The following is a 14478-nucleotide window of genomic DNA, read 5'->3' as shown; positions in this document are numbered from 1 at the left end:
TCAGTTGGAGATTTCAGGCCGGCGCGCGCCGATACAGATCGAACGCCGCCTTGGCGCCGACGATGGCCCGCTCGACCCAGGCGTCGTCGGCGGGCTCGTCGTCAATCGCGGCAAGCAAGGCGCGCCATTCGCCGGACAGATGCTTCGAACCGAGATACGCCGACGGCATCCCCTCGGGCACCGACCGCGACAACATGATGCCGCCGAGCCGCGAGCCCTCGACCACGTACATCGCGCCCCAGCCGGCCGCCTCGCTCGGCACCACATCGAACGCCATTGGTGCGGGCATATCTTCGCCCAGCGCGGCGAGATCCTCGGCCAGCGCCGTCTCCCTCGACCGGACCGCACCCAGTCCCGGGATCGCGGCAAGCCAAGCCTCGACCGCCGGCAATGCTTTGGCGTGCGCGATCAGGAACGCGCGGTAATCGTCCGCATTGCTCAGGTCATAGCGTCCAAACCCGGCATCAACCGCGTCGTGATCGCTCGCCGTCGCTGCCCGCAGCCGAGCGACGGTCGAAAGCGTCTCGGTCAACAGCAGCGTCCTCCGCCCTTGCTCCCGTACCGCGCTTCCTGCCGATCACGGAAGAACGCGCGCTCGTCCATCGGCGCGTGGTCCGGATGCTGCTCGGCCATATGCTGGCAATACGCCGTGTAGGACGGCACGCCGACCATCAGTAGCGCCGTCTCGCGCGCCTTCGCAAAGATCGCCCGGATCATTCCGCGGCCACCAGTTGCGGCGGGACTTCGGTGACGGTTGGCCGGTCGATCTTCAGCGCCGCCACACAGGTACGGATGCCAAAGAAGACGATCGACAGCACCACTGCGAGGAACAGTGCGCACAGCCCGGCGTCGATCCGGTCGTTGAGCACGATCCGCTGCATCTCCGCCATCGTCTTGGCGGGCGTGAGCAGCTCGCCCCGCGCCGCCGCATCCGCGAACTTCGACGCATGCGCAAGGAAGCCGACCTTCGGATCGCTCGCGAACAGCTTCATCAGCCCGGCGGTGATCGTGCACAGGCACAGCCACGCTGCAGGCAGGATCGTCACCCACGCATAACGCTGGCGCTTCATCCGGAACAGCACGACGGTGGCCAGCACCAACGCGACCGCTGCCAGCATCTGGTTCGAGATTCCGAACAGCGGCCACAGTGTATTTACGCCGCCCAATGGATCGGTGACGCCCTGATACAGGAAGAACCCCCACGCGATCACGCATAACGCGGTCGCGATCAGCCCCGGCACGATCGCCGAGGCGTTACGGAACGACGGCACCGCGAGCCCGATCAAATCCTGCAGCATGAACCGCCCGGCGCGCGTGCCGGCATCGACCGCGGTGAGGATGAACAGCGCCTCGAACAGGATCGCGAAGTGATACCAGAACGCCTTCATCGCCTGCCCGCCGACGAGGTGGCTGAAGATTTCCGACATCGCCACCGCCAGCGTCGGCGCGCCGCCCGTGCGGCTGACGATCGTGGTCTCGCCGACGTCCTTCGCGGTCTGCGCCAGGAGCTCCGGCGTGATCGGAAAGCCCATCGCGGTCACTGCGGTCGCGGCGGAGGCGAAGTCGGTACCGACCACCGCCGCCGGGCTGTTCATCGCGAAATAGACGCCGGGATCGAGGATCGACGCGCCGACCAGCGCCATGATCGCGACGAAGCTCTCCATCAGCATCGCGCCGTACCCGATGAACTGCGCGTCGCCCTCGCTGGCGATCAGCTTCGGCGTGGTGCCGCTGGCGATCAGCGCGTGGAAGCCCGACACTGCGCCGCACGCGATCGTGATGAACAGGAACGGGAAGAGTCCGCCCGACCAAACCGGGCCGGAGCCGTCGATGAACGGGGTGAGTGCCGGCATCCTAAGCGGCGGCGCGACGACGGCGATGCCGATCGCGAGCGCGACGATCGCGCCGATCTTGAGGAAGGTCGAGAGGTAGTCGCGGGGTGCCAGCAGCAGCCACACCGGCAGCACGGAGGCGACCGCGCCATAGCCGACCATCAGCACGCAGAGCTGCACCGGGGTCAGCGTGAACAGCGGCGCGAGCGTCGGCGAGGCGGCAACGGTGCCGCCATAGACGATCGCGGCGAGCAGCCCGATGACGCCGAGAACGGAGACTTCGCCGACCTTTCCGGGTCGGATCCAGCGCGTGTAGATGCCCATCAGGAAGGCGAGCGGGATCGTCGCGGCGACGGTGAACAGCCCCCACGGGCTGCCCGCGAGCGCGCGGACGACGATCAGCGCGAGCACGGCGAGGATGATGACCATGATCGCGAACGCGCCGATCAGCGCGATCACGCCGGGAATCGCGCCCATCTCCATGCGGATCAGCTCGCCGAGCGACCGCCCGTCGCGGCGCATCGAGATGAACAGGATCATGAAATCCTGCACCGCACCCGCGAGCACGACGCCGGCGAGGATCCAGAGCGTGCCGGGGAGGTAGCCCATCTGTGCGGCGAGCACCGGGCCGACGAGCGGACCGGCCCCGGCGATGGCGGCGAAATGGTGGCCGAACAGGACGTTGCGGTCGGTCGCGACGTAGTCGAGCCCGTCGGCGCGGCGCAGCGCCGGGGTTTGCCGCGACGGATCGAGCTGCATGACGTGCCGCGCAATGTAGCGAGCGTAGAACCGGTACGCGATCAGCTGGACCGAGACGGCGGCGGTGACGATCCACAACGCGTTGACATGCTCGCCGCGCTCGAATGCGACGACCGCTAGCGCGCTGGCTCCGAGTAGGGCGAGTGCGCCCCAACCGATCTTCTCGCGTAATGTCATGTGCGCGCCTCCCGTGCGGTCCTTACCGGCGACATCGCGTATTCGGGAAGCGAGCGCTAGCCTAGATTAGTTCGCACACCAGCCTCACAGCCCGACCCTGGCGGAGGCCGGGGCCACCGTTCCGCACACCCCGCGGACCGCGAGCCCGGCATGACCGGGAAGGGGTGGCGTTCGTTGGTGCTCCAGCTTGAATGTAGTGCTGGTGCGAGGCGGGATGCGGTCGACACCAGGGCCGTCCCCCGCGGATGCGGGGCCCAGCTAAGTACCGTAGCGCTCGGTACCCTGGACCCCGCCTTCGCGGGGGAACAGTTGGGGCGGGGTCCACTTTCTCAATCAAAGGGCTGCATCTGCATGGCAGCGACCGGCAAGCCGAGCGCGTCGCCAGTGCAAGCCCTCAAACTCAAACCTGCGAGTGATGTCCCTTCAGCTCGTCCCCCACGATCCGCACCACATGCAGCACATTCGTCGACCCAGGCGTCCGGAACGGCACGCCCGCCAGCACGATGACCCGGTCACCAGCCTTGGCCATCCCGTGCCGCAGCGCCATCCGCTTCGACTTGGCCACCATGTCCTCGAACGACTCGACATCGCGCGTGTGCACCGCATGCGTGCCCCACAGCAGCCCGAGCCGCCGCGCAGTCTCCTGGCTCGGCGTCAGCACCAGCAGCGGCACCGAAGGCCGCTCGCGCGCGATCCGGCGGGCGGTCGAGCCCGACGTCGTGAAGCAGATGATCGCCACCGCCGACACCGTCGCCGCAATGTTCTTCGCCGCCTCGGCCAGCGCATCCGCGGTCGTCGGATCGGGCTTCATCACCGTGAAGTGCATGCGGTCACCATGCTCGGGATCGGCCTCGACCGAGACGCCGATCGCATCCATCATCGCCACCGATTCGACCGGCCACGCACCCGCCGCGCTCTCGGCCGACAGCATGATCGCGTCCGCACCGTCATACACCGCGGTCGCGACGTCGGACACTTCCGCGCGCGTCGGCGACGGCGAGGTGATCATCGATTCGAGCATCTGCGTCGCCACAACGACCGGGCGGCCCATCCGGCGCGAGACCTCGACGATGCGCTTCTGCAGCGGCGGGACCTGCTGCGGCGGCAGTTCGACGCCGAGATCGCCGCGCGCCACCATCACGCCATCACACGCCTCGACGATCTCCTCCAGCCGCTCGATCGCCGCCGGCTTCTCGATCTTCGCCATCAGCGCAGCCTTGCCGCCGATCAACTTCCGCGCTTCCCAAAGATCCTCGGGGCGCTGGACGAACGACAGCGCGATCCAGTCGACCCCCTGGTCGACCGCGAAATCGAGGTCGCTGCGATCCTTCTCGGTCAGCGCGGCCATCGGCAGCACCACGTCGGGGACGTTCAGCCCCTTGCTGTTCGACAGTGCACCGCCGACCTCAACCCGCGTCGCGATCTGGCGTGGGCTGTGCGACACGACGCGCAACACGAGCTTGCCGTCGTCGAGCAGCAGGCGCGCGCCCGGCTCGATCGCCGCAAAGATCTCGTCGTGCGGCAGTTCGACGCGCGTCGCATCGCCCGGCGTCGGGTCGCGATCGAGCACGAAGGTCGCGCCGGTTTCGAGCACGGTCCGTCCGCCGTCGAACTTGCCGACGCGCAATTTTGGCCCTTGGAGATCGGCGAGGATCGTCGAAGGCCGACCATATTCCTTTTCCAGCGTGCGAATCGCCTGGATCACGGCGATCTTCGACTGCTGGTCGCCGTGGCTCATGTTGATGCGGAAGGCGTCGGCGCCGGTGCGGAACAGCGTTGCGATCATCTCTGGCGTGCTGCTGGCAGGGCCGAGCGTCGCGAGAATGCGGACTTTCCGCGAACGGGGGGCGATGGCCATGGTCATGCGGTGCGTCTTCCTCGGCGTTTCCTGGGGGAGGTCTTTGCCGCGACGGGCCTTAAACCCTATCTCCGTACGATCAACCACGGAGCATACGAATGAATCCCGATCGCCTCGATACTTTGGACGATGCCGTAGCGGCGAAAGCCTTCCGCCGCCTGATTCGCCACCTTCGCCACCGCGAGGACGCGCAGAATGTCGACCTGATGGGGCTCGCCGGTTTCTGCCGCAACTGCCTGTCGGACTGGGTCGAGGAAGCGGGCGGCCTGTCGAAGGACGAAGCGCGCGAGACGGTGTACGGAATGCCCTATGCGGAATGGAAGGCGCACCATCAGGGCGATGCGACTTCCGAGCAGCTCGAACGGATGAAGGCGAGCGTCGCGAAGAACGCGCCGTTCGATTCAGGCGATTGAGCCAAGCACGGTAAACGCCTAGACGCCGTCTCGCACCAGCAGCGGCATGATTCACGACGTCGTGAGACGGCGGTCACCGGTGCGGGCTTGTATCTCGATTGGCTTTAGGCCGGCGCGCGGCGCTGGCGAGTGGGGAATTTTCGATGTCTGACGAACGGCAACACGGCATGGGCGGCGGCGCGGTCGCAGCGGACGAACTGCGCCTGCTGATCGAGCGCGCCGAGCGTCTCGAAGAAGAGAAGAAGGGTATCTCGGACGATATCAAGGACGTGATGGCCGAGGCCAAGGGCCGCGGCTACGACCCCAAGGCGATCCGCAAGATCCTGTCGATCCGGAAGAAGAAGAAGGAAGAATATCAGGAGGAGGAAGCGATCCTCGAAGTGTATCTCCAGGCGTTGGGGATGATCTGAGGATCGTCTGATTGAGCCGTCATCCCAGCGAAAGCTGGGATATTCCGCGGCGAGGAGCGTTTCCTAGTCACGCAGCGCTGGTTGTTTGACCGGCCGCGTTCCTCCTCGCCGCAGGAGATCCCAGCTTTCGCTGGGATGACGGGCTAAATTGGGATGACGGTTTAGGCTGGGGGTTGGGCTGGCGTGACCGCCTCAGTGCAGCTGGTCGTAAAGATCCAGCCACTCCGGATTGATCGTCGCGATCAATTCGTCCTTCCACGACCGTTTCCAAGCCTTCAGCATCTTCTCCCGAGCGATCGCGTCCTGGATCGTTCCATGCTGCTCGGCGAACACCAGAATCTTCAAACCATACCGCCGGCAATAGGCCGACCCGGTATCGATCCGATGTTGGTGAACGCGCGAAGCCAGATACGCGGTGACACCGATGTACAGCATGCCAAACGGCTTGTTCGCCATCATGTAGACCCAACCGCCATGCACCATGTCGAGCCTCCAGCCCCCTTCGTCATCCCAGCGAAAGCTGGGATCTCCTGCGGCGAGGAGGAACGCGCCCGCCTAACAGCCCGTATTGTGTGGGACGGGCGCACTCCTCGCCGCGGAATATCCCAGCTTTCGCTGGGACGACGGGGAGTCAATCTAATGACGCGCGAGCGAGACCTTATGCCGCTTCCGCCGGCAACGTCGTCCACCCCAGCCCGGGTATCGTGATCGAGCGTTTACCGGCCAGATCAGTCCGGCACACGATCAACTCCCGGCTCTCGATATAGCCGATCAGGCGCTTCACTCGTCCAATCGAGCTGGTGCCGTACGTCGCCGCGATCCGCGCGTCCGACGGGCAGGGTTCGCCCTCGCGCGCAGCCCGCGCCACCAGCAGGAACGCCCCCAGCATGTCGTCGGGCAGTCCGCTCGCCACGTCGAGCGCCGCGGTCCACGCCTCGTCGGTCATGTCGAATATCCCCGCACGCGCGCAACTCAGACGCCGCACGAAACCCGGCAAATCGAGCGGCGGCTTGGCAAGTCCACCCATCCGGCAGCGCACCTGGAAATCCTGGAACAGCACCGATGGCGGCCGCAACGTCGACTCCGGATCCTCGACGATCGCGCGGAAGACGTCGGCGTAGACCGCCTCGACCTCGTCGTCGGTCTTCTCGGGGGCGGCGGTGCGGCGGTGCGCGGCTCGGGCGGGCGGGCGATGCCGTCGAGCAGTTCCTCCGCCGGCACGCGACGCGGTCGCGAATCGAACATCAGGCCGAGTTCGGGGGCGTCGACCACTGCCTCAGACAGCAAATCCTGCAAGTCCATCGGCGCAGCGCTCGGCAACGGCGTCAGCTTGGGGCTGCCGCTACGCGCGGATGTGGCCACATCGCCGATCTTCACCGTGATCGGTCGCCGCGACACCGCCGGCCCAAGCGCCATGAACGTACCGCGTTGGAGATCGCGAATCGCCTCGGCCTGGCGCCGCTCCATCCCGAGCAGATCCGCTGCACGCGCCATGTCGATGTCGAGGAAGGTGCGCCCCATCAGGAAGTTCGACGCTTCCGCCGCGACGTTCTTCGCGAGCTTCGCCAGCCGCTGCGTCGCGATTACGCCAGCGAGCCCGCGCTTACGGCCGCGACACATCAGGTTGGTCATCGCCGCCAGTGACGCCCGACGAACCTCTTCCGACACCTCGCCACCAGTCACCGGCGCGAACATCTGCGCCTCGTCGACCACAACCAGCACCGGATACCAATGCTCGCGCGGCGCATCGAACAGCGCGGACAGGAACGACGCCGCGCACCGCATCTGGCCCTCGACTTCCAGCCCCTCCAGGCTGAGCACCGCGGACGTCCGATGTTCGCGCAACCGCGTCGCGATCCGTGAGATCTCGCGTTCGCTATAGTCGCCGGCTTCGATCACGACATGACCGTGCGGCCCCGCGAGCGTTACGAAATCACCCTCTGGATCGATCACGATCTGCTGGACATGCCCCGCCGATCGCTCGAGCAGGCGGCGCAGCAGATGCGATTTTCCCGAGCCCGAATTGCCCTGCACCAACAGGCGGGTGGCGAGTAGTTCCTCCAGGTCGACGCCGACGGCAGTACCATTGCCGTCGGTGCCCATATTCACGCTAACCGTCATGCCGCGCGTTTGGCAGGTGCGGGCGTATGGGAGCAAGGAGTCTTTGCGGCTTCCGTCGCAAGCGGGGCTTTGCGCGCTGGCATAATCCGCATTCCGGGCTAGGCCTTTGAGGATGGCCACACACTCCCCGCTCGCCGATCTCTCGCAACGTCTTCTCGGCAAGGCGCCGGGCGAGCTCGACGACGAGGAGCGCCGCGTCCTTGCGGGGATCGAGGCGGGCACGGTCGTCAGCCGCGACGCCGGCGACGTCTCCGACGAACGCTCGAGCTATGGCGAGCGGCTGGCGGACAAGGTCGCGGCGGTTGGCGGGTCGTGGGGCTTCATCATCGTCTTCGCGGTCATCCTGTTCGGCTGGATGATCCTCAATTCGGACATCCTCGGCCATTTCGGGATGGCGTTCGATCCGTATCCCTACATCTTCCTCAACCTGATGCTGTCGACCGTGGCCGCGATCCAGGCGCCCGTCATCATGATGAGCCAGAACCGGCAATCGGCGAAGGATCGCTTGGCCGCGAGCCTCGACTACGAGACCAATCTGCGCGCCGAACTCGATATCTTGCGCGTGCATCACAAGATCGATCATCTGGTGCTCGCGCGGCTCGATGCGATCGAGCAGAAGATCGACGCTCTGGCGAAAACGGCCTCACCGTCCTAAAGCCACCCCATCAGGCTATTAGAGGCACCGATGGCAGGCCATTCCAAATACAAGAATATCATGTACCGCAAGGGCGCGCAGGACAAGAAGCGCTCGTCGGCGTTCAGCAAGCTCAGCCGAGAGATCACGGTCGCGGCCAAGATGGGCCTGCCCGACGTCGACATGAACCCGCGCCTGCGCGCGGCGGTCAATGCGGCCAAGGCGGCGTCGCTGCCCAAGGAGAACATCCAGCGCTCGATCGACAAGGCGAGCCGCGGAGACGCCGAGAATTACGAGGAGATCCGCTACGAGGGTTTTGGCCCCGGCGGCGTGTCGCTGATCATCGAAGCGCTGACCGACAACCGCAATCGCACCGCGACCAACGTGCGCGTCGCGGTCGGCAAGAACGGCGGCAACCTTGGCGCGGGCGGTTCTGTGAGCCACGCGTTCGACCGCGTCGGGCTGATCTCGTATCCGGCGAGCGCGGGCGATGCCGACACGGTGTTCGAAGCGGCGCTCGAAGCGGGCGCCGAGGACGTCACGTCGAGCGAGGACGGCCATGAGGTCTGGACAGCGCAGGGCGACCTGCACGAGGTGGCCAAGGCGTTGGAAGCCAAGCTCGGCGAGGCCGAAGGCGCAAAGCTCGCCTGGCGTCCGCAGGTGATGGTCGCAGTCGGTGCGGACGATGCGGCGACTTTGTTCAAGCTGATCGACGCGCTCGACGACGACGACGACGTGCAGACCGTCTGGGGCAATTACGAAATCTCCGACGAGATCATGGAGTCGCTGGGTTGAGATGAAGACTGGTTCACGCGAAGGCGCAAAGGCGCGAAGAGCTTCGCGTGGTCTAGTGATCCGCGAAGGCGGAATGTCTGTTCGGTGGTCAAGATCACTGATGAGGGTGCCGCTGACGCGGCACACCTTTCGAGTATGCGACACCTTCGCGCCTTTGCCCCTTCGCGTGAATCAATTTTCATGATCATCCTGGGACTAGACCCCGGCCTCGGTACCACCGGCTGGGGCGTCATCCGCGCCGATGGCAACCGCCTGAGCCATATCGCCAACGGCCAGATCAAGACCGATCCGTCGATGGCGCTCCCCCGCCGCCTGACTGCGCTGTACAATGCGCTGATCGACGTCATCCGCACCGAACGCCCCGACGGCGCCGCGGTGGAGGAGGTGCTTGGCAACACCAACGCGCAGTCGACGCTGAAACTGGGCCAGGCCCGCGGCGTCGTATTGCTCGCCGCGGCGGGGGCCGGGCTGCATATCGGCGAATACCACCCCTCGACCGTCAAGAAGGGCGTCGTCGGCACCGGCGGCGCGGACAAGAAACAGATCCAGGCGATGATGGCCGTCCTGCTGCCGGGCGCCAAGCTCGCGGGGCCCGACGCCGCGGATGCGCTCGCCGTGGCGATCACGCACGCGCATCATGTCGCCAGCGCGGCGGCACTATCGCGACGAACAGGCATGGGTGCCTGATCCCGACGGGAGAAATCCCGCTTCAAGCTTCCCCGGTTAAGGTCATCGATGCGCCGCCCGTCCAGACGGGCGGCGTTGCGTTATGGCGCGTCGGTGATGGCTGGCGGTATCGAGGTCGCTTCGATCCCCACGCTAAATAGTGATCTCGATCCTATTTCCCGCGACGATCTCCAATACAATTATGGCTTCAAGCATTGTCTGGCAATATCCAGCGATCTTAATCGCTAAAGTCGGAATACCAGTTCCGGTAGGTCGCCAATTGTAAGAAATGCTTTCCCCGAAAGGTAAAGACGCAGGATTCGTTTGTATTGCTAATGCCGGGCAGGCGTGACCAAGTGGCATAAATCTGAGAAGATTTGCGGGGCATTTGATTCGCAAAACACGTACGTTGCGTCGTGTAGATACTCATCGCGAAAGAGCGCCGTTTCCTATGACGTATAATCTTTTGCAGAATCCGACGTTTACGGATCATGATCCTGCAGTATCGGCCCGCCGGAACATGGGGCAGTTCTGTCAGAACTGGTTCGTCGAATACGGCGCAGCTGCAGCTGGCGACACGGGGCCGGCAAAGGCCTCGCCGAAGACGCAGGGGGTGAGGCTCCACATCCGCTCGGCACTGAGCTGGGTCCGGCTGTGGCAGCCGATCGAGTTGACGGGGTCGAACGGGGGCGCCGCGCCGTGGTACGGCTGCGGGCAAGTGCCGCCAGTGATGCCGAAGCCGGGCTCGATCTCGAATGGATCGCGCTGCTCAAGGCCAATGCGCAGGGCAAACGGATCTTTGCCAAAAGCTTTCGACGCAGCAGCGTTCGATCGAGGGCGATGCCCGGGACTATGAGCTGGAGATGCCGATGGGCGATCTCGTATCCGGCACCCCGTATTTCTTCGCCATGCAGTTTTCGAGCGGCCCCGGCACCGTCGAACTCGAATCGGTCGATTTTACCAGTCATGCGGCAACGGCCTCAGCCTCTGCGGCAACGGCCTCGGCCTCAGCCTCTGCGGCAACGACGAAGCGATACACCGTTCTTCAGGCGGCCCCGTCGGAGGTCGCGCTCGCGGCCGGTCCGGCGCATCCGGTTGTGGCGCAGTCGGGTAAGGGCGGGACCCGCGCGGACGATTTGGCACCCCGGTCCGGTCCGGCGCGCAATGGTGCGGCGGCAATCGATCCGGTCAAGGCGAGCGGCGCACATACGCGCGCAAAGCGCCCGTCCGGAGAGGTAGTCGGGTTGCGCGGCGACCGTCTGGTCGGCTGGGCCGAATTGCCCGAGGTCGATGCCGAAGTCCTGCTGTTCGTCGATGGCCGATTGGTCGGTTCGGCGATACCGGACGCGTCTGTCGATGCGCTGGCCGAGGACGTCGCCAAGGTCGCCACGCATGGTTTTGCCGTACCCCTGCCGACGTTGCTGCTCGATGGCGCCGATCACCAAGTCAGCCTGCGCGCGTCGACCGGCGAGCGGCTGGGTGCGGGGACCAAGCGCATGACGCTGGCCGGCGCGCGGGGAACGGGGGCCGCAGCGAAATCGTCGATCGAGGCGAAATCGGCACTCGTGGTCGACGCGTCGGATGCGGTGCCGGAGCACTCGCCGGTGGTCGGCGGTGATCCCGGCAAGATCGCAACCGCGGTCGCCGCCACGCGCCGCGTCGCGGTCGTGTCGTGGGATATGGCGCACAACCCGGTCGGGCGGGCGTTTCTGCTGGCGGACATGGCATCGCGCAACAGCGTCGTCGAACTCGTTGGGCCGATGTTCCCGATGTACGGCGCGACGATCTGGCCGCCGATCGCCGCCGCGACGATGACGATGCACGCCTATCCCGCGGGCAGCTTCGCCGAGTTCGTCGCCGGTGCGCGCGCGATCGCCGCGCGCGTCAAATGCGATGTCGTCCATGTCGGCAAAGCGCGATTCTCGAGCCTGTTCATCGGCGCGATGATCAAGCAGGCCAATGCGTGCCCGATGATCGTCGACGTCGACGATCACGAACTCGGTTTCTTCCCCAATCGCGACCCCGCCAGCCTCGACGATCTGATCGCCGCGATCACCGAGGATCCGCGGATCCTCGACAAGCCTTATGGCGAGATCTTCACGCGATTTGCCGAAGGGTTGATCGCCGAATGCGATGGCGTGACCGTCTCCAACTACGCCTTGCAGGAGCGGTTCGGCGGTATCGTCGTCCGCCATGGCCGCGACGAACGCGTGTTCGATCCGGCCTTGTACGATCGGCAGAAGGTCCGTGCCGAATTCGGCTACACCGACGCGGATCGGGTGATCCTGTTCCTCGGGACGCCGCGACCGCACAAGGGCGTGTTCGAGATTGCCGACGCACTCGAAGAGCTTGCCGACGATACGCTTGCGCTGTGCGTGATCGGAACGGTCACCGACAAGCGCACGTCGAGCCGGTTCGCGAAATACAAGAAGGCGCGGATCGGGTTGCACGGCGATCAGCCCTGGGCACGGCTCGCGGAACTGGTGTCGATTGCCGATGCGGTGTTCCTGTTGCAGGATCCGACATCGGCGATATCGGGCTACCAGATTCCCGCCAAGCTGACCGATGCGATGGCGCTCGGCGTGCCGGTATACGCGACGCCGGTGCCGCCGCTGCGCGATCTGATTGCGGCGGGGGCGATCATCGCGGTGCACGATGCCGCGCAACTCAAGGACGAACTGCGCAAGATCAGCGTGCAGGGCATTGCGCCGGCGACCAAGCAGCGCGTCCGCGATCATTATCTGACCGAACTCAGCTATAGCGTGAATTCGGCGAGGCTGGACCTGGCGTTCGAGGCTGCACGGACGGTATCCAGGCCGGTGATACCGGCGTTCGACGCGCTGTTCGCGGCGGTCGAGCGGGTGTCGGGCGAGCCGCTGCCGCGCTTTGCCAAGGGGTGGGCCGGTCCGGCGATCTGGCAGAATCGCAAACCCGATGTCGTCTTCCTGTGGAAGCAGAACGATTCGGACATCTATGGTCGCCGGTCGGATATGATGGCGCGGTATCTGCTCAAATCGGGAGCGGTGAACCAGGTCCTCCATTTCGATTCGCCGATCAGCGCGACCGATCTCGACAAACAGGCCAAGCACGGCGCGGAGGCGACCGCGCACCAGGGAAACTTGGTGTACGTCAACACCATCCGGCGCGTGCTGCGCCAGGCGGATACGACGAACCTGTTGCGACGGACGTTCCTGTTCCGCGCCGAGACGTCGCCGCAACGCTATCTCGGTACCGACCTGCCGCCGCGCGATGGGTATGAGGATTTCATCCGATCGGAGCTGCGCGCGGCCAATATCGGCGACTCGCCGGTGTTGTGGGTGTGCCCGGTGGTATTCGATTATACGATGGTCAAATCGGTCGTGAACCCGGGCTGTATCGTCGCCGACGTGATCGACGACCAGCGCCGATTCCCCAGCCGCGAACCGCATCGGACGCGTGTCCATGCTGCGTATGACGAGATCTTGCGCGATGCCGATCTCGTCCTCGCCAATTGCGAACCGGTACGCGAAGGGTTCGCGGCGATCCGCGAGGATATCCGCGTCATCCCGAACGGCGCGGAGATGTTCGATCTGTCGCATAGCTGGGCGGTGCCGGAGGATCTCGCGCATCTGCCCCGGCCGATCCTCGGCTATGTCGGCAATCTGCGCGACCGGGTCGATCTGGAGCTGATCGGCAAGGTCGCCGACGCTTTCCCCGGCGGCAGCGTGGTGCTGATCGGGTCGGCGCATGATCGGCCCGACGTGCTCGCACTCGGCGCGCGTCCGAACATCCATATCCTCGGGGTGAAACCCTATGAGGATGCGACGCGATATATCCGCGCGTTCGACGTCGCGATGGTGCCGCACCTGCGCAACGAACTCAGCGAGAGCATGAACCCGCTGAAGCTCTACGTCTATTTCGCGCTGAACGTCCCGATCGTGACGACCGACGTCGCCAATATCGGCGACATCGGCCCCTATGCGACGATCGCCGCGGATCACGACTCGTTCCTCGCCGCGATCACGCGCGTGGTGGCCGGCAAGCAAAAGGCGCCAACGACGGTGCAGCGCAAGAAGGTATTGAGTTCGGTGTCCTGGACGTCGCGGGTCGACGACGTCCTTGATGTTTTGGGCCTGGCACAGCGGCCGACGTGACGGGGGGATCGATCATGACCGTGAGCTGCAATATCTGCAACGGGACGACGTTCGTCCCAGCGCAGAACAACCGGCTGAGCCGGTCGCGCAAACCGCCGCAATGCGGCACGTGCCGGTCGCTCGAACGGCACCGTATCGCCCGCGCGGTCATCGATAAATTGCAGCTGCGCGAGACGTTCGCGCATCTTCCGTTGCTGCTATGGGGCGAGCCGAGTGGCATTCCCAAGCCCTGGTTCAAATCCGTCGAGCTGTTCGGGATCGAGCATGCCGATGCAGGGCTGCCCGCGCGCCAGAGCAACAGTCTTGGGTTCATCGTTGCGGCGAATGTGCTCCACCGTGTCCCCGCGCACCGCAAGACGCTGGCCGAGCTGGTCCGCGTGATGACCGCCGACGGCTTGATGCTGTTGTCCTATCCGAACCCGACGACGCGCGAAAAGACCGAGGATTGGGGCAGGGCCGATACCGCGCGCGGCGGCGCTTACCGCGTCCTGGGGCGCGATTTCGAAGCGGAGTTCGCACAGCTCGTTCCGGACGCGATCGTCCTGCGGATCGAGGAAGCGGACCCGGTCACCGGCGATGCGGACTGGCTGTACCTGTTGTCGAAGAGTCCGTTCTGGATGCGCACGGCATTCAGTGCGGAAATCGATGCAAGAATCCTGGACTGAACGATGTTTCGGCGC

Annotated in this window: 13 protein-coding genes and 1 pseudogene; 8 read left to right on the top strand and 6 right to left on the bottom strand. The window is 65.3% G+C overall.

Going from position 1 to position 14478, the window contains the following annotated elements:
• Positions 1-13: 13 nt before the first annotated feature.
• The 4 genes from QP164_RS11840 to pyk all read right to left on the bottom strand — a co-directional run bounded on the left by QP164_RS11840 (position 14) and on the right by pyk (position 4632).
• Complete coding sequence (locus QP164_RS11840; RefSeq protein ID WP_333923255.1) at positions 14-532, bottom strand: biliverdin-producing heme oxygenase; 519 nt, start codon at positions 530-532, stop codon at positions 14-16.
• A complete protein-coding gene (locus QP164_RS11835; protein ID WP_333923254.1) occupies positions 529-717 on the bottom strand; it encodes a YbdD/YjiX family protein in 189 nt (62 codons plus the stop codon). The genes QP164_RS11840 and QP164_RS11835 overlap by 4 nt, the downstream gene beginning before the upstream one ends.
• Entirely contained in the window at positions 714-2768 is a 2055-nt protein-coding gene (locus QP164_RS11830; protein WP_333923253.1) for a carbon starvation CstA family protein, read from the bottom strand. The genes QP164_RS11835 and QP164_RS11830 overlap by 4 nt, the downstream gene beginning before the upstream one ends.
• A 400-nt stretch (positions 2769-3168) precedes the next feature.
• Complete coding sequence (gene pyk, locus QP164_RS11825; RefSeq protein ID WP_333923252.1) at positions 3169-4632, bottom strand: pyruvate kinase; 1464 nt, start codon at positions 4630-4632, stop codon at positions 3169-3171.
• 92 nt (positions 4633-4724) lie between these two features.
• Between pyk and QP164_RS11820 the strand changes: the two genes are divergently transcribed.
• Together QP164_RS11820 and QP164_RS11815 are read left to right on the top strand one after the other, a co-directional pair.
• Positions 4725-5039 (top strand): DUF1244 domain-containing protein, encoded by a 315-nt coding sequence (locus QP164_RS11820; protein WP_333923251.1) that lies wholly within the window; start codon positions 4725-4727, stop codon positions 5037-5039.
• Between the two features lie 167 nt (positions 5040-5206).
• Entirely contained in the window at positions 5207-5449 is a 243-nt protein-coding gene (locus QP164_RS11815) for a DUF2312 domain-containing protein (protein WP_197942503.1), read from the top strand.
• Between the two features lie 192 nt (positions 5450-5641).
• On the opposite strand, the gene QP164_RS11810 is transcribed toward QP164_RS11815, so the two are convergent.
• Positions 5642-5932 carry a GIY-YIG nuclease family protein gene (locus QP164_RS11810; RefSeq protein WP_333923250.1) on the bottom strand — a complete coding sequence of 97 codons (291 nt, stop codon included), beginning with the start codon at positions 5930-5932 and terminating at the stop codon, positions 5642-5644.
• Positions 5933-6107: 175 nt separating this feature from the next.
• Positions 6108-7570 (bottom strand): annotated as a pseudogene (locus QP164_RS11805) (helicase HerA domain-containing protein).
• Positions 7571-7682: 112 nt separating this feature from the next.
• Between QP164_RS11805 and QP164_RS11800 the strand changes: the two are divergent.
• From QP164_RS11800 to QP164_RS11775, 6 genes are all read left to right on the top strand, one after another.
• A complete protein-coding gene (locus tag QP164_RS11800; RefSeq protein WP_333923249.1) occupies positions 7683-8225 on the top strand; it encodes a DUF1003 domain-containing protein in 543 nt (180 codons plus the stop codon).
• Positions 8226-8255: 30 nt separating this feature from the next.
• Positions 8256-8999 carry a YebC/PmpR family DNA-binding transcriptional regulator gene (locus QP164_RS11795; RefSeq protein WP_056477859.1) on the top strand — a complete coding sequence of 248 codons (744 nt, stop codon included), beginning with the start codon at positions 8256-8258 and terminating at the stop codon, positions 8997-8999.
• Positions 9000-9179: 180 nt separating this feature from the next.
• Positions 9180-9686, top strand: a complete 507-nt coding sequence (gene ruvC / locus QP164_RS11790; RefSeq protein ID WP_132736071.1) for a crossover junction endodeoxyribonuclease RuvC — start codon at positions 9180-9182, stop codon at positions 9684-9686.
• Positions 9687-9734: 48 nt separating this feature from the next.
• Positions 9735-9914 (top strand): hypothetical protein, encoded by a 180-nt coding sequence (locus tag QP164_RS11785; protein WP_332754748.1) that lies wholly within the window; start codon positions 9735-9737, stop codon positions 9912-9914.
• A 620-nt stretch (positions 9915-10534) separates the two neighbouring features.
• Positions 10535-13798, top strand: a complete 3264-nt coding sequence (locus QP164_RS11780; RefSeq protein WP_333923248.1) for a glycosyltransferase — start codon at positions 10535-10537, stop codon at positions 13796-13798.
• A 14-nt stretch (positions 13799-13812) separates the two neighbouring features.
• Positions 13813-14463 carry a hypothetical protein gene (locus QP164_RS11775; RefSeq protein ID WP_333923247.1) on the top strand — a complete coding sequence of 217 codons (651 nt, stop codon included), beginning with the start codon at positions 13813-13815 and terminating at the stop codon, positions 14461-14463.
• The last annotated feature ends 15 nt before the right edge of the window (positions 14464-14478 follow it).

This window comes from Sphingomonas sp. LR59, assembly GCF_036855945.1.
GTDB lineage: Bacteria > Pseudomonadota > Alphaproteobacteria > Sphingomonadales > Sphingomonadaceae > Sphingomonas.
This window is presented reverse-complemented; position numbering and strand designations above follow the sequence as displayed.